We start from the raw sequence: 22,917 nt of genomic DNA, 5'->3' as shown, positions 1-22,917 counted from the left end.
ATGACGGGCTATTGGCGGACCTGCGCGGATCGACCCTGAGCAGCCATAAACCGTAGACATCGGTGAAATGGACCGCTGATTGTGAATGGGCGGGCCGGGTGGCCCACCGGTTTGCGGCTTAGAACTTATAGCTGGCGCCGACTTCGACATTACGCTCGACGCCGGGGAAAATGCCGTCCGGGTTGCGGCTGGCGATGTATTTCTTGTCGGTCAGGTTGCGCACCGTGCCGAACACGCTGAGCTGCTTGTCGATGGCGTAGCGTACGTTGAAGTCGAGCGTGGTGTAGGCGGGAATCTCGCCCCGGCGGCCGTCTGCGCTCTGTGCCATGGTGTTTTCCGGATCGACGAACTGGCTCGATACGTGGTACGCGCCCAGGCTGGTGCGCAGGCCACCGGTCGCGTAGCTCACGGCGAGATTGGCCGTCAGCTCCGGCGCATAAGGCAGGCGGTTGCCGTTGCGGTCGATGCCGCCGACGATTTTCGTGCTGTTGAATTTCGCAGTCGGCACCCAGGTGGCGTTGCCGTCCACGCTCCAGCCCCCGCCGATTTTATAGCCGAGTGCGCCTTCGAGACCCTGATTCAGGGTCTCGCCGGCGTTGGTCGCCGTTGCGCCGACGCCGCCCGATTCGGACTGCGGAATGATCTGGTTGGCGAAGTCCATGCGGAAGGCGGTCGCCTCGTAGGTTAACCGTCCCGATGCGCCGCGCACGCCAATTTCGAAGTTGGTCGAGCGCTCGGCGTCCAGTTGCTGGTCGACGCCGGCGCCGCTGATCGCGGTGGCGACCATCGCCGGCGAGAAGCCCTTGAACGCACCCGCAAACAGCTGCGCCTGCGGTGCAAGCTGCCAGGTCGCGCCGATGCCGGGCATCACTTCGGTGGTGCTCGATTCGCCGGAAAGACCGGTCAATTCATTCTTGCGGCTTTGGTCGTAGGTTTCGATGCGCAGGCCGGGCGTGATCGCGACGCGCTCGCTGAGGATGAAACGGTTCTGGCCGTAGAAGGCGATCCCTTGCGCTTCCTGGGTGTCGTCGGTGGTCAGGTCGCCGGAACGAGCGTTGGGGTCGGTCTTTGAGCGGACCTTCTGGTTGTTCACCTTGTCGCTGTGCAGGCGGACGCCGATTTCGGCTTCGTTCTTGACGCCGAAGCCGTCGTAGTTGACGTGCAGACGGCTGTCCAGGCCCATCATTTCGAAGGCGCGATTGTTGCCGTTCATGCAGTAGGCGCTGCCGTCGCAGGGGACGAAGGTGGTGCCATCGGCGCTGCGGGCTTGCACCTCCCTGCGCCAATAATCGCGCGTCAACTGGCTCCAGTACAGCAGGGTCTTGAACTTCACGGCGTCGTTGATCTGCCACTCATGGTTGATGTCGAACGAATTGCGGTCGGTCAGGAAATAATCATTCGGCGCCGGGTTCTTGGTCGGGTCGTTCTTGTATTCATTTGGCCGCAAGCCGACGTACGAGGTGTTGATCTCGTTGTCGTAGCGGGTGAACTTGACGCCGACCCACTGGTTTTCGCCGAGAGCCATGCCGCCCTTGACCATAAGGTCGGTCATGTCGAAACCGTTGTTGCGGAAGCCGTCGCCTTCGGCCTTGACCAGGCTGATGCCGCCGATGGCTTCGCCCGACGGCGCCGTGCCGCCGGCGTCGAGGCCGATCGAGCGATAGCCGTGCGTGCCGACCTTGGCGGTCACCTTCGCGCCCTGTTCGGGATCCTTGGTCTTGTAGTTGACGACGCCGCCGATGGTGGTGGGGCCGTAGCGCAGGCCGGCTGCGCCCTTCAGCACCTCGATGCTTTGCATGCGCTCGATGCGCGGGCTGTAGTAGGATTCGTTGGCGAGGAACAGGCCGGGCGCGACGGGCACGCCGTCTTCCAGCACCAGCAGTTTCTGGCTGCGGTTGGGGTTGAGGCCGCGCATGCCGATGTTAGGGATGAAGCCGTAGCCTTCCTCCTCGCGCACCACAATGCCCGGGACGGACTTGAGCGCATCCTGGACCGACAACGGCTGTGTCAGCTCCAGTTCTTCCCGGGTGACGATGGCCACCGAACCGGGCTGCCTGGCGATGGCCTCGCCGTCTTCGCCGACCACGTCGATACGCGGCAGCTCAATGTCAGCTGCAAGCGCATGGGCTGGAAAACTGATGGCTGCCGCGACGGCCAAAGCGAGGCAGAGTGGTTTGATCCTGGGGGTGTTGCGGGTCATGTAAAGGCTCCTTGCGTCAGAAAAATTTGGCTGGCTGGCGCAAGGCATGCGAGTGGCTGGCTGGTGGGTAAATTGTGCGGGTGGGACTTTTTATCGCGCGGCGCGCGGATCGGTGACGAATCCAAGTTTGCTCAGCCCGGCGCGCGCGGCGTCGGCCATGATCTGCGCGACGTGCCTGTAGGCGAGGTTGCCGTCGGCGCGGAGGTGGATTTCCGGCTGCGGGATCTGCTGCGCGGCGGTGGCCATGCGGGTTTTCCACGCCGCAGCGTCGACCGCCTCGGCATTCCAGAACACCGCGCCGTCGGCCTGGATCGACAGCTGGATCGTCTCGGGCTTGACCTCGTTCGGCTGGCTCGACGCCTGCGGCAGGTCGACCTTGACCGCGTGCGTCATCATGGGCGCGGTGATGATGAAAATCACCAGCAGGACCAGCATCACGTCGATCAGCGGAATCATGTTGATTTCCGCATTGTCGCCGTCGCCGGCATCGTTCGTGAGTCCGCCGAAAGCCATTACGCGCTCCTGGCGACGGGCGCGGCGTAGATGCGCGCCTCGTCCTTGTGGACACGGGTGTTGTTGCGCACCCCGGTCGACATGAAGGCGAACAGATCATGCGCAAAGCCGTCGACTTCAGACAGCATGGTGCGCTTGGAACGGTTAAAGAAGTTGTACGCGAGCACCGCGGGGATCGCGACCGCCAGACCGAGCGCGGTCATGATCAGCGCCTCGCCCACGGGTCCGGCGACCTGGTCGAGGCTGCCCGAGCCGCTCATGCCGATGTTCACCAGCGCGTGATAGATGCCCCACACCGTGCCGAACAGACCGACGAATGGCGCGGATGAGGCGATCGACGCCAGCATGGTGTGGCCGTATTCGAGCCGCGCGGTGTCCTGGTTGATCGCCCGCCGCAAGGCTCTCGTCATGAATTCGTCTTCCGAACCCGATTCGACCAAGCGTGATCCGGTCTTGTTGCGGTATTGCTCGGCGGCCTTGAGCCCGTGGTGGGTCAGGTGCGAGAACGGATCGCTGACCCCGTGGTTCTGCAGGTAGTCGGCGACCGCCGCCAGATCGGGCGCATCCCAGAAGCGCGCGAGGAACGCCTCGGCATGCTTTTTCATGCGCCGGTTGGCGAGGCTCTTGGACACGATCAGATACCAGGTGATGACCGACATCGCCAGCAGCACGACGAGCAGGAAATGCGCGAGGCCGTCGGCCTGCGCGATAAAGTGGGCAAAGCCTAGTTGGGTTGGGATTGCGGTGGTTTCCATGACTTAACTCCTGAGGGTGAACTGAATCGGCACGATGACCCATGCGGTCACCGGCCTGCCGCCCTGGCGGGCGGGCTCGAATTTCCAGCTGGACCGCACGGTTTCCATGGCAGACCGGTCGAGGCGCGGGTGGCCGCTGCTTTTCAAAAGCTCGAGCCGCGCGACGCTGCCGTCCGGATTGACCAGAATGTTGAGGCGTACCGTTCCTTCCTCGCCCAGGCGCCTGGAAAGTGAGGGGTACGACGGCTTGGGATTTGCCAGGTAATCCGCCGGACGCGGCGGCGTGGGTGCCGGGGGAAGCGGCGGTGCTGGTTTGGGCGCTTCCGCCACCGGCGCAGGCGGCGGCAACACGTCGGGCATGGGTTCGGGCACTGGCGCCGGCTCGGGGGTTTCGGCCACGGGCTGCGGCATGGGGGCCGGCGTCGGTTTGGCGGCCAATACAGGTGTCGGCAGCGGCTTGGCCACCGGTTTGGGCGGCAGCGGCTTGGTTTCCGGTTTGGGTTGCGGCTGGGGTGCTTCGAGCCGGAGCTCGATCAGGCTCATCATCAGCGGGCGCGGCGGCGTTATGGGTTCGGACGTCGTAGGCGCGAGCAACAAAAGGCCCAGCAGCCCGGCATGCGCGAGCGTCACCCCAATGAGCGAGGCGGGCGAAATGCGCGAGCGCGCGAACATCGACGATGCCGGGCGCGACGGCTCAACCCCAGAATCGGGTTTCAAGGTAAATGGGGCGGAAAGTGAAGCTGTCATCCCAGACGTGTCCCTTTCAAATATCAAACAGTGCATGCTGGGGACGCATCGAAGGGGTACGAAGCCTGTGCCGGCAAGGTGTCTCAGACCATCCCGGCAGCAAGGGTTGAGCGAACTAACAACAATGCGAATAATAATGGTTCTTATTAGCTAGGTCAATGGGGGATGGAGGATGGGGAGAAAGCTAATATTTCCCTTTCTTGCGGCTTTTCCACATGACAAAGCCGGTGACCAGCAGCAGGGTCGGTGCGAGGCCAGCGACGACCTGCAGGATTCGCGTAGGCGTTCCTCCCATGGCGCCGGTGTGCAGTGGATAAAACGTGTTGAAAACCCTTGTACCGAGCGGCGCGGCCAAGGCGTGTTCAACCTGGATTACGTTGCCTGAGTATTGATTGAGGAAAACGAAATTTCTGCCGTTCGGATGAAGTTCCTGCGGAAGCTTCTTGCGTACGACGAGCGGCGCCTGCGGCGTCTGGGGAAGGCTGATCCATGTAGTCGGGGCCGGCAGCACGCGGTCGGCCTGATGCAGCAGGCTGTCGAGCGCACGCGCGGGCATCCCTTCGGGGGATGGAAGGGTACGCGGCGGGGCTGCCCGTGGCGCGCTCGCTGTCACGGTATCGACCAAGCCGGTCGCGGTCTTGTTGAATACGAACGCGGCGCCGGTCGACGCCGCGAGCAAAAGAAGCAGCGCCGCATAGACGCCCGATGCGCGATGCAGATCGAAATTCAGCCTTTTCCAGCGCGCGGACCACTGAACCTTGAAACCCTGCGAAATTTTTCCGTTTCGCGGCCACCAAAGAACGAGCCCCGTCACGCACAGGCCGACAAGCAGTAAAGCGCCGATACCCAGTGCCGTTTCGCCGGCCTCTCCGCTCAGGAGCTGGGTATGCAGCAGCGATATCCACCCGGTCGGGAAATCCGTTTGCCGCTGTGCGCCGAGGATCCTGCCGCTGTAGGGGTCGACGTAGACGAAGAGATCGTGCGCGCCATTGAGCTTGACCATATAGGTCTGCTGCGGCGTGCGCGGCATGCGGATGGCAAAGGGCAGGTCGTCGGGATAGGCGCGCCGCACCCGCTGCAACATATCGTCGACCGCGATGCGCTCGCCTCGTGCTGCGGTGACGAGCAGTTCCGGATAGGCAACTGTCTCGATCTCGTCCCGAAACACCAGCACGCTGCCGCTCAGGCCGCTCAGCACCAGCAGCAGTCCGATCAGCAGCCCGGTATAGAGGTGGAGCTTGAATACGAATCGGCGTGCCGTCCCCGGCATGATCCGCGGCGAGAGGATTGTTCCGTGGGCTGTCATTGCCTGAATGTCGCCAGATGGGCCTTGATCGCCCGAAAGCTGACGCCGCGGTCGTCCCCCAGCACATATGCCTGCACATCGCGCGCTTTCCACGCGCCCGCCTGCTCGGGGACTCGCGGAATGGCACAAAACGGAATGCCGTGGCGGCGGCAGCTCGCCGCAATCTTTTCGATGGCGTCCTGCACGATCGGGTGCTGCGCCTGCCCCGGCACACCGTAGGATTGCGACAGATCGATTGCGCCTTCGAGCACCATGTCGAGGCCAGCGACAGACAGGATGGCCTCCAGATTGTCGACGCCTTCCCGGTCTTCGATCATGGCCACCACCATGATTTCCGAATTGGCGCGGGCGAAATAGGTCGGCAGGTCGAGGGTGCCGAAGCCCGTGGTGCGGCCGCCGCTGATGCCGCGCGTCCCGAGCGGAGCGTAGCGGCTTGCCGCGACGGCCTGCGCTGCCTCCGCGGCGGTGCGCACGTACGGCACGACAATGCCCTGCGCGCCGCAATCGAGCGCCCGCAAAATGACGTCGGGCGCCGCGCTCGGCACCCGCACCAGCGACGTGACCCCGGCGCATTCGGCTGCCCGCACCATGTTTTCGAGCGTCTCAGGGTTGAGACAAACATGTTCCATATCGAGGATGACGAAATCGAATCCGGCGTAGCCGATCATCTCGACCAGCAGCGGCGACGGGATCGAATTGAGCAAGCCGAATACGGTCTTGCCGGCGGCCAGCGCGCGTTTCAGTGGGTTGGTCTGCAACATAACGGCCTCACTCGACGGGCAAATACCACTGCGCGGGATGCGGGTGGCGCAAAAAATCATGATGCGAAATGTGCCAGGCATAGGCGCCGGCGTAGGGAAACACCAGTACGTCGTTGCAGCGCACCGATTCGACCTGGGCGTCGAACGCCAACACGTCTTTCGGCGTACAGAGCTGGCCGACGACGCTGACGGTCTCGTTCGCCGCGTACGGGCGCGCAAACGAATACGGCCATTCGTCGACCGGCAGCACGTGAAACGGGTGGCTGTGGCCTTGCGCATAGGGGGTGCGAAAGTGATGCGAGCCGCCGCGGCCGACCACGAAGGTCTTGCCGTGGCTGCGCTTGATGTCGATGACCTGCATCGCGTAGTAACCGCAGGCCGCGGTCATGTAGCGGCCGAATTCGAAGCGCACCGCGACGCCCGGCATGCCGCGCTCGCTCAGCAACGCGGCCAGCCCTGCGCTGAAGGCCGGCCAGTCGAATTGCCGGTGAGGCTGACGGTAGTTGATGCCGATGCCGCCGCCAACATTGATGTGATCGATGTCCAGGTCATGGTCGTCGCGCCAGCGGCGCGCCTGCTCGAGATAGGCCGCGACGAGTTGCAGATGGGCGGCCGCGTCGAGCTGGTGCGACAGCAGATGGAAATGAAAACCGCGCAGCCGGATTTCGGGGCGGGCGCGCAGCCATTCCAGGCATTCGGGCAATTGCTGCGCCGGGATTCCGAACGGCGTGGGTTTACCGCCCATCATCAGGCTTGTCTCGGCAAGCTTGTCGAGCGTCAGGTTGATGCGCAACGACACCGGCGCCGTTCGCCCCGCCCGGCCGGCGATGTTCGCCAGGCGCTGCAGCTCGTGCAGGCTTTCCGCATGCAGACAATCGACGTTCTGTTCGATCGCGTCCCGGAGTTCATGGTCCAGCTTGCCCGGGCCGCTGAAAATCACCGGAACCTCGGCGAAGTGCTCGCGCACCCAGGCCAACTCGCCGCCCGACGAGACCTCGAATCCGGCGACGACCGGCGCCAGTGTCTGCAGGATCGGCAGATCGGAATTGGCTTTGATCGCGTAAAACAATTCGCAGCCGTCCGGCAGGCTGCCGGCCAGGTTCGCGGCATGTCGGCGCAGCGCGGCCAGGTCGTAGACATACGCGCACAGCGGCGCGTTGGCTTGCGCATGGGCCGAGCGCAGGCTTTCGAACACTTTGGCCAGCCTCAGCTCCACGCCCGGTTCTCCCCCAGCGTGCCCAGCGGGTTGTTGACCGGAAGATAGCCGGACGCGCGATCCGGCCGCTTGAAGAAACGGTTGATCAGATTGGCTTTTCCGGGAAACGCCTCGCCGTTAAGCAGGGCGTTGATGCAGCGTGCCGAAACGTCGTCGCCGTATTGGCTCTGGTAGGCATGCAGATGGTAGCGCACCACCGCCCACAGGCGGTTTTGCAATGCCGGCCTGCCGGCACCGATCTGGTTGATCGCCTCGCAGAAATTGTTGACGAACAGGCAGTAGGCGATCCGTTTCCAGCCCTGCTCGGCGCTGTACCAGAGCGCTTCGCGGGCGCGCGGGCTGATACCGTCCAGTTGCTTGGCGCCGAACCGCTCCTGCACCAGCTTCACGCCTTCGAAGTCGCGCAGAAAGACCTGTCGCACCTGGCCCTCGGCGACGCCGATCACCACGTTCTGTAAATGCGGCTCGAAAATGACGCCGTGCGCGAAATAGCAGTAGAGCACCGGGTACATGAGCTCGCCGACGTAGCGCGAAAACCACGCCTCGGCGGTCTCTTCGCGCGGCGATCCGCCACGCCGCGGCATCGCGTCCAGCAACTCGCCCATCCGCGCTTCGCCGTAGATGTGGTTGCCGAACAGCGCCCCGGCGAGCAACGGCGTCACGCCCGGATGCAGCACGTCGTCGAAGCCACGCCGCAGGATCAGGCCGAAGCCTTCGGTGATCGCCTTGTCGGATTGGGCGTCGCCCGTTTTCAGATCCGCCGAGATGAATGCGGGCTCCTCCATGACCGCGACGCCGGGGAAATGCTGCTGCAACTGCGGCGCAAGGGTGCGCATGATGCGGGTGACCTGCAGCGCGCCCTCGAGCTCGTAGATCGCGTTTTTGCGCACGCAGTTGGTGATGCGGACGTTGAGTGAACACTTGTAAAAATAGGGATTGTCGGGATGGAACAGCGTGCGGATCGATGCGGTCGGGTAAAAGGGCGCGCCCTGCTGTCCGAGATCGCGGATGCGGCCGCTGCGAATTGCCGCCGCGACGCCTGGATGGCCGAGCAGATGGCGCGCTTGCCAGGGATGGGCGGGAATAAGGAAAAAGTCCTCGTCCGCGGCAATCTCCGCCGGCGCCTGTTCGGCGACCAGCCGGTCGCAGGGCTGGGCGAGCACTGATTGCTGCAATAGGCATTCGCGGCGTACGGCGAAATAATGCAGCGCAAAGCGCGTTTCCATTTCCGGCGAATAGCGCCGCATGTCCTCATGGGAAATGCCCTGGCGGCTTTTCGGGGAGGGGTGGAACGGGTGGCCGAACACCAGCGACTGTTCGGACTCGACGAAGGCCTGCAAGGGCGTCGGCGAAAACGGCCCGGGGCACGCCGCGCTCAGCACGGCGGAGGTGACCGCCACGCTGTCCTGTATCTGTTGCATCAGTTCGTCGTTCGCAGGCTGGCCGTATTTGACCGACAGTTCACGCAGCAACAGCCCCGCCAACGTCTGCCAGTCGAGCAGGGCCCAAGGTTTGCCCGGGGCCTTGCAATACATAGGCGACAGGTAGCGGTAATTCCCGGTGGAGCACGCGTTGTCGACCACAGTCAGCACGCGTTCGCCGGTAAGCGGCAGGCGGATGTGCATGGCACGGCCGCCGGTGCGGCGCAGGGCCAGGTGCACCGATGCCGGACTGTCGCTCTGCCCGAACAAGGGGCCTACGCTTAACTGCCCCTCCAGCCCTGCGACCTCGCGGCAATAACAGTTGAGCAGCGTTTCCATGGAACGCCGGCCGGCTTCCTGTAGCGCCAGGGACGCGGGATCGATTGCGCCTGCCAGATTGTGTGAATGCATGATTTCTCCTGAGGTCAAGAATTTCGCAGCTGTAAACGATAAAATGCCACGCCGGCGAGGTAAGTGCCGGCGGCGAGCATGGTGAATGCGCCGATAAAAAATGGTGCCCGCAGATCGAGCGCCTGGACGGCCGTGCCGGCGATCAGGCCGGCGCCGACGGCGCCCCACTTGGCGTTGCTCTCGAACCAGCCGAAGGTGCGGCCGGCGTTTTCGTGCGTCACGACCGCCGCGATCAGCGCGTGCAGGCTGATGAAGCCGAGTGTCATTCCCAGGCCCATCGCGATGCGCCCGGCCGTCAATCCCGGCAGCGTCGGAAACAGCGCCTGGGCGGCCAGCGCGCCCGCAAGCAACAGGAATGAAGACGACAACGTGGCGAGCAGGCGGCCCTGTCCGAGATAGCGACTCAAGGGCACCGCGCACAGCAGGTAGACCAGGTGCGGGATGCCGAACAACAGCCCGGCCACGGCCAGAGACGCCGGCTCGGAACCGGCCTGGGTGAAGGGCACGAAATACGGAAACGTCAGCACGGTGGCGAATACGAACGCGAACTGCGCCGCGTAGACCTGGCTCGCGCTCGCTTCCAGCGCAACGCCCTTGGCTCGGGTCGCCGGTTTGGCGTTTGCTTCGTGCGGGTGCGCCGGCGGCAGTCGCGCGATCAACAGCGCGGCGACGAGCGGCAAACCCGCCAGGTAACGGTAGAGCTCGAGCGGCGATTCGATCGTCATCAGCAGGCCCAGGCCAGCCGGTGCGGCAACCAGCGCCGCCCGCGCCGACCATTGCATCAGGTTCAGGCTGCGGGTGAGCGCGGCGCCGCTGACCATCGTGGACAGATAGGCGTTGGACGCGGCGAAGGTGCCGCCGAGCAGGCCTTGCAAAGCGAGGGCAAGGGAAAATACCCCGGCATTGGGGGCGAAGCCTGCCAGCAGGAAACTGCCCGCGAGGCCCAGCTGAGCGCGCAGCAGCAGCGGCTTCTTGCCGTATTTGTCGGCGAGCCGCCCCCACCATGGACTGCTCACGGCCGTGAAAAATATCGGCACGATGTACAGCCAGCCGGCCAGATAGGCGGTATCGCTGTGCAGCGATTTGTCGAGTATCAGCGCAAAAAACGGCGGCATTCCGAGCGCCGCGAACGCAGCGATGAAATGGCAAACCATGATCGTGGCGACAACGCGCCGCCGGTCGGCGATCATGGCGCCCTCAGGAAGTTGGGTGTGCTGCGGCCGTAGAACTTGTTGACGTCGGGCGCGCCGGTTTCGGTCTTCTCAGCTAGGGTGGCGGCGATCAGCAGATATTTGATATAGAGCCGGTCGTCCTCGAGCAGCAGGCGGCGCGCCGGTGCCACGTCCTCGCCCTCGGCCGCCAGCTCGTCTAGCACCGCCTCGACCCGCCGCCGGACGCGGGCATACAGCGCGGCGGGGGGCACGCCGAGCAGGCCCGCGTAGCCTTCGACCAATACCGCGATATTGAGTTGCAGGGTGATCGTGGTGAACATCTGTGCCAGCGGCAGGGCGTCCGTGACGAAAATGCGGCGATCCTGCAGATCGGCCACGCGGCGTGCGAGATCCGGCCAGCGCCGCGCCAGCTCGTCGAAATGGATGCGCCCCGCATCGTTGTCTTTCAGCAGCAGGCGCAGGCGCGGCGCCTGCCGGCTCAAGACGAGGACCGAGTTCTGCTGGTTCGACTCGAGGGCGACGCCGTAGCGCAGCCACAGCAGCAGGTGCAGACGAAGCGTCAGTTCAAGGTAGTCCTCGAAGAATGCATCAAGGTCGCCCGCGTAGAATTCCGCCGCAGCTTCTTCGGCTACGGTGTTTCCGGGGGGCGTCTGGGCCAGTAGCGCCGCCACCGGAATCAGCGTGCTCTCGCCCAGCGCTTCGACCGGATAGCGGCGCAGGATGTGGCCGAGGAACATCCGGTTGTCGACATGTCCGCCGCACGCTTCGAAGGTCAGCAGCAAGCGGTCGGCAATCGCCGGCTCGCGCGAGGCGATATCGGCCAGCAGCATCTGGAAGCGATGGCCGTCGTGGATCGTGCTCGGCTTGATGGTGCGAATGTTCTTCGCGCCGAGGGTACGGATCGTCAGCGGCAGCTTCAGGTGCCACTCCGGTGCGTCGAGCAGCACGACGGTGCGCACCGACAGCGTCGGCGCCACCGCGAGATAGGGGTGCGGAGCGCGCACCACGCTTTGACGCAATTCGGCGTCAACCAGGAATGCGTCGAGCTGATGGTCCCAGACGAACGGATGCACGGGAATCAGGGCATGCGTAGGGGCCATCGCCGCCGGCAGGCCGACGGCTTCGACGCTCGGCCACAGCGCTGGCAGGGTCGACTCGGCGTCGGCACTCGGATGATAAAGGCCGCGTGGCACCGCCAGCCAGCGCAACATGAAGGGGCGCTGAAATTCGGGGCCGTAAGCGGCGAGCGCATCGGCATCGAAACCGAGCTTGGCGCGTGCGGTGGGATAAAACGGGTGATCAAGGAACGCGCCAAGCCGATCATAGTGCAGCAGGCGCGAGTGCCAGTTCGGCAGTCGGGTGCCTGCCGTCATGCCGTGCGCGGCGCGGAACTCGGCGAACCAGCGTTCGCGCTCGGCTTCGCTGATATGCCGATGTCCAGCCGCTACGCGGCACTCCTCGGCGAACGCCGCGAACCGATCCATCGCGGCAGCGGCGAGGCCCTGCGCAAAGCAGGCCAGGATGTCCTCGACCGCATACAGTTGCTTGAGGCATCTTCCGTCATCCCACAGGAGCGGCAACCCGGCGCTGCGCCACGCCTGCATGAAGGCGGATTCGGCGACGGGAATCCACAGGCGGCCGGCACCGAAATGGCTCACTTCGAGCCAGGCGCAGCCCGCGCCGCGATGGTGTGCGAGTGCCGACGGCAAGCTGTCGCCGGCGCGCGCGGTCGCGCGGCTCACGCACTCGCGCACGTTTTCCCGCAGCAGGGTATCCACCACACGCCGGCAAATATAGATGTCGTGCGCGGTGTCGTCCGCCTGCATCGGGTCGACGGCGGCGACGGTCGTTTTGGGGGCTGCCGCGCTCATACGCCGATCGTCCAGGCCAGCTCGCTGCTGATCCGGTCCATTTCCAGGCCCAGACGCTGCACATCGGCCCCCGTGCCGCGCAGTACACCAAGGTAATCCTTGTTGGAGTGGGTCAGGCTGACCGTCTCGCCGATCGCTCGCAACGGTTTGAACGTGATCCGGATGTCGTCCGAGTGACGATCGAAAGCATTGGGTGCGCCGATCACGCGGCCTGCAGACTGCGCCGTAAAGTAACGGATCAGCGCCGCGCCTGGTGCGATGTCGAGCTGTGGCAGCGGCTCGCCCGCATAAAGACCCAGGATGATCTCGAATAAAGGCAGGCCGAGGGTGTCTTGCAGCAGGAATTCGCGGTAGTCGCCGATGCTGCGATAGTTGATTTCGATCAGACGGGGACCGGAGTCGGTCATGACGAACTCTGTGTGGCACGCGCCGAAGCCGACGCCAAAGCGGCGAATAATGTCGATCACCTCGGTTTCCTGGTTGGCCGTCAAACCTGTCCCCCAGCTTGCCTCCAGCTCCACGAAATACGGCGGCGGTGACAATTTCACCTGAAAGCCCCCGAGCACGCAGAGCTTCTTATCGTCGCCGATGGTTTCCAGTGTGTAGAGCGGGCCTGCGATGTATTCTTCGAGGAGCAAGGGTTGGCCGGGCTGTTTGCTCCACGCCGCGGCGCACTGCGCCGTGAGTGCGGCGCGGTCGTGGCTCAGGCTGACCTGCTGGCTGGCAACGCCTTCGCGCGGTTTGACGATGCACGGAAACGGCACGCTGTCCAGGACGCGCGCGAGCGCAGCCTGGTCGCAGACCATGGCATGCCAGAGCGTGTCGAGTCCGCGGGCCTTGAGCTTGGCGCGCATTTCCGCCTTGTTTTTCGCGCGGTAGGCGACGTGCCAGTCCTTGCGCGGCAGGTTGAAATATTCGGCGGCGATCGCCGTACTGGTCTGCAGGTGGTCGCTGTTGGAAAAAATCGCCGCCGGCTTCTGCGCGCGGCAGGTGATCGCATCGATTACCGCGAGCGGATTGAATACGTCGCAGGCAACAATTTCCCGCGGATAAGCAGTGAGCCCTGGCTGACTGAAATATTGTCGATGCGCTTCGGCGTCGTCGGTCAGGAGCACGACCGATAAACCAAAACGCCGCGCCGCCGGGACAAAACCGACGTTGACCGAGTCGGTCGGGACGTGGGCCAGGATCATAATCTCTCGCATGATGGCCTCGTTTACATGTCCATTTGCAGGGTCAGCAGGGCAGCGCGGCCGGGGGCGGGCATGCGGCCCTGGCTGAAGTCGATGCCGCGGAAGTAGTAGTCGCGATCGAGCAGGTTGTTGAGCGCCAGACCTGCTTTCATCTTGGTACCACTCCAGCTGAAATCGCGCGTGACCTGGGCGTTCCAGACCGAATAGGACGGGATTTTTCCGACCGAGCCGGTTGCGTTTTCGTTGACGGTGTTGGCGCCGTCAGAGAATGCCGAACTCTGGTACAGGCCAGTGACGTTCCAGTTCCAGGACCCGGTACGGTAATTGGTCTGCAGGTTGATCTGATGCTGGGGCGCCAGGGGCAGTTCGTTGCCCTTGAACTGGCCGGAAAGCTGCTCGGTGCCGACATAGGTGTAGGCGGTCTTGAATTCCAGCCCCCGGACGCGCGCCGGGCGCCACGCGAGTTCCGCTTCGATGCCCTGGTGGCGTGCTTCGCCGAGGTTGCGGAAAGCGCCGACGGCGGCGACATATTCGAGCTTGTTGTCGAAGTCGAAGCGGAAGGCGGTGAGCCCGGCATCGACATTCCGCGTCGGGCTCAGGCGCACGCCTGCTTCATAGTTCTTCGCGCGCTCGGCAGCGAGATTCTCGCCGCCGTAGGTGACTTGCGTGAACTGCACGGGTCGAAGGGACTTGTGGAAATTGGCGAACAGGAATACTGCATCGCTTGCCTGATAGCCGACGTCCACGCCGGGCAGCCAGTCACGGGTGGTGTTGGTCCCTTCCAGCCCGTTCTTGTTGTCCCGGCGGTAGGAGTCGATCTGCTCGTAACGGACGCCGGGCGTGACCTTCAGCTTGTCGTCGAGCAGGGAAAAGGTATCGCTTACGTAGGCGGCGACCGCATCGTTCTCGAAGCGCCAGTCGCGCGCGACAGCAAAGGCGTTTGTCGCGACGTTGCGCGAGTTGACCAGATAGTCGACCTCTTCGCGCATGTAGCGCGCGCCGACCGCAATCTTCTGCTTGATGCCGCTGTCGAGGTTGAACGTGAAGCGGGGCTCGCTGCCGTAGACCCAGAATGCCCGCGGCGACGACATTTCGAGCGTCGACGGGGTGTCGGCGTTGCTCGAGTTGCCGAAGAAAAACTGGCGATTGCTGCGGTGGGCAAAATTGCTCCAGCTCAGTTCAGCGCCGTTATCGAAAACCTGGTTGTAGACGAGGTGCCCCCGCAGGGTGTCGCCGTCAAAACGGTCGAGTGGCCGGGTGGACTGGTCGCGGTCCTGTTCATAGGACTGCGGCGTCAGGGCGCCGGGCATTTCGTTTTCGGTTTTGTAATACTGCAGGCCGGCCTTGATATCGGCGTTGTCGGTGACGAACCAGTCCGCATCGAGCATCAGATTGTTGACGGTGGTCGCCGAGTGGTCGCGTTCTGCATTGCCTTCGATGACATTGGCCTGCGCCTGCAGGCCAAGCCGGTCATTCACGAAACCGCCGGCACGCACGTAAGTGTCGCTCAGCACGCGGCCGTTGCCCGCAACCGACAATGTTTCCTTGGCAGTAAAGGACGGCTTGCGCGGGATACGCTTGGTCACGAAATTGATCACGCCACCGACATTGTTGGGTCCATAGTGAACGGCGACCCCGCCGCGCGCCACATCGATCGTTTCGACCGAATTGATGGTCAATGGAAACAGCGACAGGCCGGTCTGGCCGTAAGGCGCCAACGAAATCGGCATACCGTCCACCAGCACCAGCACCTGTTCGCTGCGCAAGGGATTGAGGCCGCGGACGCCGATGTTCGGCAGGATGCCGGTGCCGCTTTCATCCAGCACCCGCACGCCGGGCACGGTACGCAGCGCGTCCTCCACGGTGCGTGCACCGGATTCGGTCAGCTCTTGAGAGGTGATGACCGTCCGTGCTCCAGGGTGTTTCTTCGCCGCTTGCGGCGTGGGCGCGCCAAGCCAGTCGGCACTCACTGTTACTTCTTCGAGTTGGTTCGTCTCTTGCGCCTGGGCGGAACACGCCAGGGGAATCATCAGCACAGCCAGCAGTTTCTTGTTCATACAGCCTCCGGATACAGTTGCAGGGGTTTCTGGCTGGCTAGCTTGAAAGGCTGGCTGGCGGGTCGGGTTGTTTATTTGGTGAGGATGAGTTTCTCGTTACGGGTAATGCGCAGGCGGTATTCCTCGCCCTTGTGCACAATGACCACCTCGTTGCCGTTACGGAATAGTTCGCGGCTGTCCAGGCGCACGGGCGACGGCGGTGCGGCGGCAGCCACCACCCGGTCGGGCTTGAGAGCGGCGTTCATGTCATTCTTCCTGCCGGAATACATCATCGGGTTTCATTCCGTGGGATGGTTTCGGGCCGGCGGCGCGCGTAACCCCAGGCAAAGCCGGCGGTCACGGCGGCGAGCAGGATGCCTTGCAGCCACAAGGCTTGCTGGTTGGCATACATGCCCAAGGCGGGCACCTGGAAGAAATTCACCGGATCCAGCGGCAACCAGCCCGCTTCCTGGAGCGCGGCGACGCCGTGGCCGGCGAACATGACGCCCAGCAGGGCGAGCAACACCGAGCTCGCAGCGAAGAAGGGGCCGATGGGCAGGCGCAGGCCGAAGCGGAAAATCAGCCAGGCGAGGATGGCCAGCGTGCCGCCGCCCAAGGCAAAGCCCATGAGCACGGAAGCGCGCGCACCTTCCGCCTGTTGCCACAGGGCCTGGTAGAACAGCACGGTCTCGAAGGCTTCGCGGTACACGGCCAGGAAAGACACGCCGGTCAGCGCCCACAGGGTGCCGCGCGTCAGGGCATGGGTGAGGTGCCGACCGACGAAGGCTTTCCAGCGCTCGGCGTGGGACTTGTCGTGCAGCCAGAAGCCGACATAGAGCAGGATGGCGCTGGCGGCGAGTGCCGTAATCCCTTCCGTGACCTCGCGCCCGGCGCCGCTGACGGCGATGACATAGCTGGCCACGAACCAGGTGAGCGCGCCCAACCCCAAGGCACTCATCCAGCCGATATGGATGTAGGGTAGCGCCTCGCGGCGCTCGGCCTTGACCAGGAAAGCGACGATGGCCGCCACCACCAGCAGTGCTTCCAGGCCTTCGCGCACGATGATGAAAAACGCGCTGACCAGTGCGGCGGTGGGGGATAGCCGGCTGCCGTCCAGCTTGTCGGCGGCGCTGGCGAGAAGCGTGTGCACCAAGGCGGCCTGTCTTTCCGCCTCGGTGATCGGTGCGCCGGCGCGCAGCAGGTTGCGGTAGGCGGTCATCTGCGTTTCGATGTCCTGCCGCAGTGCGCGGTCGGAGGCGTCGAGACTGGCCTCCACCAGCTCGAAGCCTTCCAGGTAGCCGGTGACGGCGAGTCGCTGAGCCAGGGAGATGTCGCCCGCCCGGTAGGCGGCGAGGCTTTCGTCCAGGTGCCGGCCCGTGAAGGCGAGAGGCGATTCTGCTGCCAATTGGGCCTTGCCGGGATTTTGCCTGAGCCAGGCGAAAACCATGGACGCGTCTTCACCATGACTGGATCTGACTTCGTTCTCGGTGAGGGAGGCAAGGTCGCGCAAGTTTACGAAGGGAAGGGTCTTGCCGCCGGCAGCAAAAATCGCTGCGCCTTGTTGCGTCACGTCGGTGGGGGTGGCCAGCGAGGCCACATAAAACGCCAGCGCCCAGCGGTCTTCTTCGGAAAGCTGGGTAAAACCGGTCATGGGCGTGCCGGTCACACCCAGGCTGATGGTGCTGTAAAGGCCATGCACGCTGCGCTGCCCCATGCGCGCCAGGTCGTGGAAATCGGATGGGGCCGGCTCCATGCCCTTGGCCAGGATGCCGTCGCCTTTGCCTGCCACTCCGTGGCAGGCGGCGCACTCGCTGGCGTACAGCCTGGCGGCGCCGCTCAGGTTCGGTGCGCGCTTGGGCGCGATGGCGATTTGGTAGGCACCGATGACGCCCTGCCGCAGTTCGCCCGCCAAGCCGGAGACCTCCGCACCGGGTGCCCGGGCAGCGATGGATGCGCGGAGCGTTTCGGCTTGGCGCAACAATCCGGCCTTGGCCGGATGGTCCGGCAGCTTGCGCAACTGTTCGCTCACCTGGACGGAAAATTCCAGCTGCTCCTGGTATTCCGCCTCGTCGAGCACCTTGCCATCGCGCACGAATTCCGGGTAATCCACGCCCACGTAGTCGAGCATGTGGGCGATGGTCTGGGCCGTTCGGGTTGCATCGACGGAGGCGGCCTGGACGGGGACGGCAAAGGCCACGAGCAGGGCGACGAGTACCCAAGCCCCCATTCGGAAGGCCGGTTGGAACAAGCGTTTCGTATTCATGATGGCGAACTCACGGTTATCGGTTCGGGAACGGAATCCGATGGGGAAATTAAATTGCATGTCATTTTCTTACCCATGCCCGGGTGCTTCGATGGTTTCACCAGACAGGCTTACGCGGCCGGAAGCCAGCTGCGCCAGTGCCACGGTGAAACCGGAGATGCTTGCCCCTTTGAACAGCACGCAGGGCTTGCCGGTCTGTTTGCAGTGTTTCTTGAGCTGCCAATAGGCCGGGTGGCTGACGCAGTCGGTGGGACAGATCACCGCATCGGAGGCGTTGAGCAGGTCGGGCAGCCTGGAGAGGGCTTCTTCCTTGCCGCCGTCGTGGTGGATCAGGCGCACGCCGAGGCGTTTGGCCAGTTGCCGGTAGTGCGGCAGCAGCGGGGTGTGGCCGCCGACGCAGAGCACGCAGCGGCCTTGCAGGCGGGTGCTGCAGGTGTCGCATTCTCCACTGCAGGTCGTCGCACTTGGCGCGCTGCTCGACGCCTCCTCCAGCCAGAGTCGTTCCAGCGCGTCGCGTTCGGCGGCGGTTTCTTTTATCTCGCGGCCAAGGCGCGCCTTGTCGCCGCGCAGGACGGCGACCTTTTCTTCCAGCGTTTCGATTCGCGCCTCGGCTTCCCGCGCGTGGCTGGCCTGAGCTTCCGCCAACAACAGGCGGCGACCGATGGCGGTCATGGCCTGGCCGGATTCCAGCTCACGCACCTGGTTCAGTAGGGGTTCCAGGTGGGCGACCTGTTCGTTGGAACGTGCCAGGTCGCGTTTGGCCGAATCGGTTTGCCGGCTTTGCTGGCGCAGTTCTTCCGCGAGGCGAGCATTATCCGCGCCCAGGTCGGTTTGCTCGCGCTGCAGCCATTCCAGCCGCCGCAGATCGGCGGCTTGGCCGGCGCCGATCTGGTGGCTGTGCATGTGGACATCGCCATAGACCTGGTTGCGGGTATCCCGGCTGGCGGCCTTGTGGGTGAGCGCAGCCCACATGGCATCGGCGACTTCGCCGCGCTCCAGGTGCTGCTTCCACAAGGCCAGCACGTCGGCGTCGGATTTGACGCGCTCGAAGCGGGCGATGACGATCGCGTACTTGCGCTCCAGAAGCTTGTGCATCGCTTCGGCGGCGTCGTTGCGCGAGCAGGACAGCGAGACGGCTTCGACATGCAGGCGGTAGGGATCGAAGCGAGTGCCGCCGAAGTCACCATTAAAACCGCACTTGCGGGCGATCTTCTTGAGTTCATCCAGCGTGAGGCAGGAGCCAATCACCGGGCAGTGGTGCTTTTCTTCGAGTTCCCAGAGCTTTGGGCGGCGGGGCGACGGTTGCTTGCGCGATTCAGGTTCGCTTTCCACCATCGACGTGACAAGGGCTGAAGATGCGGGCGCGACGCCCGCCTTGACGAACAAGTCCGCCAGCAAGCCTTTCGGTTCGCAACGATCACACATGGCAGTCGTGCCTCAGTCTGGCCGGATGAATATGCCGCGCGCCTTCCACGCGCGGAGTAATTGTCTCTTCGCCGATATCGGTCTGGATCGGCGCGGCGAAGGCGTCGCGATCCAGACCCATGCCGTTTAGCATCCAGACGCCGACCCAGGTGCGGGCGAAGCGTTCGAAGCTCGTCTGGCTGTCCCACGCCAGCAGCAGCGTGAAGGCGTCGTGGCGGCCGTGCGGCTCGTTGAACTGGTGCGACACCAGCCCCAAGGCATGTTGCAGGGAGTCGCGCGCTGCGTGATAAGCGTGGCGGAAGTGGTCGTGGTGGCGCGGCAGCATATGGAAGTGATAGGCGATTGCAAACATCAGCGCGGCTCCAGGGTTTCGGCCAGCATGCGCCAGCCGGTGGTTTCGGGCAGGCCAGGCAAGCGCTTGCCGAAGAAGTAGGCGATGAATTCGCCTGCGGCGTCGAACAGTTCGATCGAGGTGACGATGCCGTCGGCGCTGGGTTTTTTCACCAGCCAGGCCTGTGCCACCAGGTCTTCGCGCAGATGCAGGTTGAAACCGGGGTCGAGCACGTTGATCCAGTCGCCCATGCGCTGGATGTCCCTCACGCGCCCGGTGTGGATCTGGATGCAGCCGGAGTTGCCGACGTACACCATGATCTCCTGCCCGGTCGCGGCGACGGCCTGCAGCAGCCGTGCCGGCGTGTTGGTCAGGAGCGGGACGGCGAATTCGTTGCCGATCAGCCGGAATGCCTGGGTGCGGCTGAGCTTGTGCTTTTTCAAGAGACCGAAAAACTGGTGGGTGTCGGTCATGGATCGCCAGCCGGCGCGCAGTGCTTCCACATCGACGGCTTCGTCGGGGCGTTCCGGCGCGCTTCCTGCCGGGTGCGGCAGCACGGTTTCGCCGGGGATCTGGATAGGTGCCGCCCAGGCGTCGCACAGCGCCTCGAAGGCGAGCGTGTCGGCGCCCTCGCGCAGGTAGATTTTGTGGATGGCGTCGCCGCAGGCGTCGAAGAACTGGAACGAGTGGCGGGTGTCGCTGCCGATCCGCTCCTCGACGGCATAACCGAACGCCCACTTGTCGTAGAGCAGGCGCAGGTCGATCGCCTCGCCCAGCACCAGGCCGATCTGATCGCCGTGGGTGATGTTCTGGTACACGCCTTCCTTTTCGTGCACGGCTGCCTCGTTGCGCGTCACCGCCATCACCGGGCCGAGTTCGCCCATGCGCATCATCAGATCGCGCAGGTCGCCGGCAAGGCGCGTGACGTGCTCGCCGACGCCGGTGGCGAGCAATTCGGCTTCGAATACGCCCAGCGTGTGCGCGGCGTCACGGATGCGCAGGCGCTTTTCGGCGGTGAGCGCATGCCAGGCGTCGCGCAGGGCTTTGGGCGTGTTGGCGGAAACGGCAGGGATAGCGGCGCTCATGCGGAAACGCCTTTCAGGTTGGGTGATGGCAAACCTTCAACCAAGTTCAGGCGGCGGTGCTCGGTGCCTTGGTCGATGAGCGTGGTTGTTGACGCTTTAGCGTCTGTACAACCACGGCCTGCCCCTTGCGGGTGGACAGGGCGCGGGGTGAGCCAGTGCGCGCGTAATGCGTCGGGTTCGGGGCGTTCGACGTGCATGTCGTCGGCGAGGCTGCGGCAGGCTTCGCGCTCGACCGGGGTGAGTTCGGCGTGTTCGGCCGCGCGTTCGAGAAGCAGCCGGGCGGTCGCCTGGTTGCGTGAACAGGGATGGCGCAGCATCACCAGCGCGGCAACCAGAAGCGATGCGGGATGGGCGGTATGCATGGGGCTTCTCCTTAAGCGGCCGCGACAAAAGCCTGGCCGGGCTGCCATTCGCAGGCGGTGAGCTCGCCGCTTTGCAGTGCGTGCAGCAGGCGCAGCGTTTCACGCGCCGAGCGGCCCACGTTGAGGTCGTTTGCCGCCACGCTCATCACCCGGCCCTCGGGGTTGATGATGAAGGTGGCGCGCACCGCCACGCCGGATTCAGCGAGCACGCCGAAGCCTTGCGACAGCGCGCGCGACACGTCGCCCAGCATCGGAAATTTGACTGTGCCGAGACCGTGCCTGACCCAGGCGCGGTGGGCATGCGCCGAATCGACGCTGGCGCCGAGCAGCACCGCGCCGGAGACATCGAAATCGTGACTCAGGTCGGAATAGGCGCGGATTTCAGTTGGGCAGACGAAGGTGAAATCGAGCGGCCAGTAAAACAGCACCAGCCACTTGCCGCGGTATTGCGCGAGCGAAATGGGCTCGATGCGGCCATCGGGCAGATAGGCTTCGCTGACGACATCAGGGATAGGGTGTCCAATCGAGATCATGTAAGTCTCCTTCAATGCAGGGTGGGTTGCGGGAGAACGGGTTGTGCTGCACACGACACTGCGCGCCATTCAAACGACAGCCGCTGGCAGGCATTGGAGAGTACCGGACTGCTTGCGCCCACCTGCATCCAGCGCAAATGCTGCTCGACCATGCGGGCGAGTTTTTTGCAGCCGGTCTGCTGATAGCGGTGCATCAGCCATAAGGTCGCGGCGATAACGATTTCGTGCGTGCTGTGAGGCGGGGGTGCGGACATGCCAGTCTCCTTGAGTTAGGGCTGGCTGACGCTTGCGCGCTGGCGGGCGATTGGGAACTCCATTTTCAAATCCTGAAAATGGAATGGTTACTACTACTTGGTCAGAATCATTTGCCGTTCTTGGTGATGCGCAGGCGATAGTGCTCGCCGTTATGGCTGATCAGGATTTCCTGATTGCCCCGGAATAAAAAGTCCGTCGGAATGATGACCGGCGGCATAGTCCGTTGCCCGGGCTCGATCGGAGGCCATCTGCGTTTGCATGGCATCTACGTCTGGTTCGGGTTGATCGGGTTTCATTCATGTTTTTATATATTTGTTTTGCGAATAATAACGATTCTCATTTATTGAGTCAAGCGGTGGCGGCAAATATTTGTGAAATGGGGAGAGATAAAAAAAACCCGCCGGAACGGATGGACGTGAAGGTGCGTGATGGCTCAGCGCGTCGGGCGTTGGCGCGCCATCCGGATGAGGCCAATCCACGCGTTGAACATGACGTAGGCTTGCGACTTGTGTACGGCGGTCAGGGTGAATGTTTCACCCTTGGACGGGTCTGGAAGCCGCCGAGCGCGAACTGCTGGTTGTAACGCCGATATCGAACAGCAGAATGCTGTCGTTTCACGTGTAGAACGGGCCGAAGCTCTGATTGATCACAGCTCCCTGAGACTGCCGACGTAGGAGAAATCGTAGGTTGCCAGAGCGTGCGCCTCCAGCAGGGTAAGTGCGAGCCCGCCGTGAAGGTGAGATCGGTATCGTTGAACAGGTTCGCCAGCACCAGGAATTCCGGCGTGACGGTTACGCTGTCGGTAAACAGAACAATCTCGGGTTGGTGTCAAGGATGCCGGTGAACACCAGGGTGGGCACGCCGTTGATGAGTACCTCATCGCTGAAATTCAGCGTCACGATCAGGTTTGAATCGAGCGTCAAATTCTGGCGCAAGCCCATGCCAGACTGGCGGTGAGGTCGACCACTTCGTAACCGAGATCAAGCCGTCGACTACACTCCAACGCGCCGCCGAGGATCGCCGCCTCGAATCGCATCAACCAGACCGATACACCGAGCGAA

Annotated in this window: 23 protein-coding genes; 1 reads left to right on the top strand and 22 read right to left on the bottom strand. The window is 63.8% G+C overall.

The annotated features are described in order from the left end of the window. Positions 1-118: 118 nt before the first annotated feature. The 21 genes from Q0L94_RS15800 to hemP all read right to left on the bottom strand — a co-directional run bounded on the left by Q0L94_RS15800 (position 119) and on the right by hemP (position 22,073). Entirely contained in the window at positions 119-2,200 is a 2,082-nt protein-coding gene (locus Q0L94_RS15800) for a TonB-dependent siderophore receptor (protein WP_296755099.1), read from the bottom strand. A gap of 90 nt (positions 2,201-2,290) precedes the next feature. Next, positions 2,291-2,713: a biopolymer transporter ExbD gene (locus Q0L94_RS15795; RefSeq protein WP_296755097.1), complete on the bottom strand. Its 423-nt coding sequence runs from the start codon at positions 2,711-2,713 to the stop codon at positions 2,291-2,293. Next, on the bottom strand, positions 2,713-3,468 hold the full coding sequence (locus Q0L94_RS15790; protein ID WP_296755095.1) for a MotA/TolQ/ExbB proton channel family protein: 756 nt from the start codon (positions 3,466-3,468) through the stop codon (positions 2,713-2,715). The genes Q0L94_RS15795 and Q0L94_RS15790 overlap by 1 nt, the downstream gene beginning before the upstream one ends. A gap of 3 nt (positions 3,469-3,471) precedes the next feature. Beyond that, positions 3,472-4,140, bottom strand: coding sequence for an energy transducer TonB (locus Q0L94_RS15785; RefSeq protein ID WP_296755094.1), 669 nt, complete (start codon positions 4,138-4,140; stop codon positions 3,472-3,474). A 259-nt stretch (positions 4,141-4,399) separates the two neighbouring features. Further along, positions 4,400-5,521 carry a PepSY-associated TM helix domain-containing protein gene (locus tag Q0L94_RS15780; protein ID WP_296755092.1) on the bottom strand — a complete coding sequence of 374 codons (1,122 nt, stop codon included), beginning with the start codon at positions 5,519-5,521 and terminating at the stop codon, positions 4,400-4,402. After that, positions 5,518-6,282: an aldolase/citrate lyase family protein gene (locus tag Q0L94_RS15775; RefSeq protein WP_296755089.1), complete on the bottom strand. Its 765-nt coding sequence runs from the start codon at positions 6,280-6,282 to the stop codon at positions 5,518-5,520. Before Q0L94_RS15775 ends, Q0L94_RS15780 begins: the two co-directional genes overlap by 4 nt. Positions 6,283-6,289: 7 nt before the next feature. Then, the gene (locus Q0L94_RS15770) at positions 6,290-7,498 is read right to left on the bottom strand and encodes a type III PLP-dependent enzyme (protein ID WP_296755088.1); all 1,209 of its coding nucleotides are present in this window, start codon (positions 7,496-7,498) and stop codon (positions 6,290-6,292) included. Further along, positions 7,489-9,330: an IucA/IucC family protein gene (locus Q0L94_RS15765; RefSeq protein ID WP_296755086.1), complete on the bottom strand. Its 1,842-nt coding sequence runs from the start codon at positions 9,328-9,330 to the stop codon at positions 7,489-7,491. The genes Q0L94_RS15770 and Q0L94_RS15765 overlap by 10 nt, the downstream gene beginning before the upstream one ends. 14 nt (positions 9,331-9,344) lie before the next feature. Next, positions 9,345-10,520, bottom strand: coding sequence for an MFS transporter (locus Q0L94_RS15760; RefSeq protein WP_296755084.1), 1,176 nt, complete (start codon positions 10,518-10,520; stop codon positions 9,345-9,347). Further along, positions 10,517-12,373 (bottom strand): IucA/IucC family protein, encoded by a 1,857-nt coding sequence (locus Q0L94_RS15755; protein ID WP_296755080.1) that lies wholly within the window; start codon positions 12,371-12,373, stop codon positions 10,517-10,519. The genes Q0L94_RS15760 and Q0L94_RS15755 overlap by 4 nt, the downstream gene beginning before the upstream one ends. Next, positions 12,370-13,566 (bottom strand): ATP-grasp domain-containing protein, encoded by a 1,197-nt coding sequence (locus Q0L94_RS15750; RefSeq protein WP_296755077.1) that lies wholly within the window; start codon positions 13,564-13,566, stop codon positions 12,370-12,372. The genes Q0L94_RS15755 and Q0L94_RS15750 overlap by 4 nt, the downstream gene beginning before the upstream one ends. A 23-nt stretch (positions 13,567-13,589) precedes the next feature. Beyond that, complete coding sequence (locus tag Q0L94_RS15745) at positions 13,590-15,623, bottom strand: TonB-dependent siderophore receptor (RefSeq protein ID WP_296755075.1); 2,034 nt, start codon at positions 15,621-15,623, stop codon at positions 13,590-13,592. A gap of 71 nt (positions 15,624-15,694) precedes the next feature. Next, entirely contained in the window at positions 15,695-15,868 is a 174-nt protein-coding gene (locus Q0L94_RS15740) for a hemin uptake protein HemP (protein WP_296755072.1), read from the bottom strand. Positions 15,869-15,891: 23 nt separating this feature from the next. Continuing rightward, positions 15,892-17,865: a cytochrome c/FTR1 family iron permease gene (locus Q0L94_RS15735; RefSeq protein WP_296755070.1), complete on the bottom strand. Its 1,974-nt coding sequence runs from the start codon at positions 17,863-17,865 to the stop codon at positions 15,892-15,894. A gap of 69 nt (positions 17,866-17,934) precedes the next feature. Further along, positions 17,935-19,290: a DUF2325 domain-containing protein gene (locus tag Q0L94_RS15730; protein WP_296755068.1), complete on the bottom strand. Its 1,356-nt coding sequence runs from the start codon at positions 19,288-19,290 to the stop codon at positions 17,935-17,937. Then, entirely contained in the window at positions 19,283-19,642 is a 360-nt protein-coding gene (locus tag Q0L94_RS15725; protein WP_296755065.1) for a hypothetical protein, read from the bottom strand. Before Q0L94_RS15725 ends, Q0L94_RS15730 begins: the two co-directional genes overlap by 8 nt. Beyond that, a complete protein-coding gene (locus tag Q0L94_RS15720) occupies positions 19,642-20,706 on the bottom strand; it encodes a ChuX/HutX family heme-like substrate-binding protein (protein ID WP_296755063.1) in 1,065 nt (354 codons plus the stop codon). The genes Q0L94_RS15725 and Q0L94_RS15720 overlap by 1 nt, the downstream gene beginning before the upstream one ends. Beyond that, positions 20,703-21,068, bottom strand: a complete 366-nt coding sequence (locus tag Q0L94_RS15715) for a hypothetical protein (RefSeq protein WP_296755061.1) — start codon at positions 21,066-21,068, stop codon at positions 20,703-20,705. Before Q0L94_RS15715 ends, Q0L94_RS15720 begins: the two co-directional genes overlap by 4 nt. Before the next feature lie 11 nt (positions 21,069-21,079). After that, on the bottom strand, positions 21,080-21,601 hold the full coding sequence (locus Q0L94_RS15710; protein WP_296755058.1) for a peroxiredoxin: 522 nt from the start codon (positions 21,599-21,601) through the stop codon (positions 21,080-21,082). A gap of 11 nt (positions 21,602-21,612) precedes the next feature. Next, positions 21,613-21,855, bottom strand: a complete 243-nt coding sequence (locus tag Q0L94_RS15705) for a hypothetical protein (RefSeq protein ID WP_296755056.1) — start codon at positions 21,853-21,855, stop codon at positions 21,613-21,615. Between the two features lie 107 nt (positions 21,856-21,962). Further along, a complete protein-coding gene (hemP, locus tag Q0L94_RS15700) occupies positions 21,963-22,073 on the bottom strand; it encodes a hemin uptake protein HemP (RefSeq protein ID WP_296755054.1) in 111 nt (36 codons plus the stop codon). Positions 22,074-22,154: 81 nt separating this feature from the next. On the opposite strand from hemP, the gene Q0L94_RS15695 reads away from it, so the two are divergent. After that, on the top strand, positions 22,155-22,439 hold the full coding sequence (locus Q0L94_RS15695; protein ID WP_296755052.1) for a hypothetical protein: 285 nt from the start codon (positions 22,155-22,157) through the stop codon (positions 22,437-22,439). A 208-nt stretch (positions 22,440-22,647) separates the two neighbouring features. On the opposite strand, the gene Q0L94_RS15690 is transcribed toward Q0L94_RS15695, so the two are convergent. Beyond that, on the bottom strand, positions 22,648-22,797 hold the full coding sequence (locus Q0L94_RS15690) for a hypothetical protein (RefSeq protein ID WP_296755049.1): 150 nt from the start codon (positions 22,795-22,797) through the stop codon (positions 22,648-22,650). Between the last annotated feature and the right edge of the window lie 120 nt (positions 22,798-22,917).

This window comes from Thiobacillus sp. (genome assembly GCF_024708915.1).
This window is presented reverse-complemented; position numbering and strand designations above follow the sequence as displayed.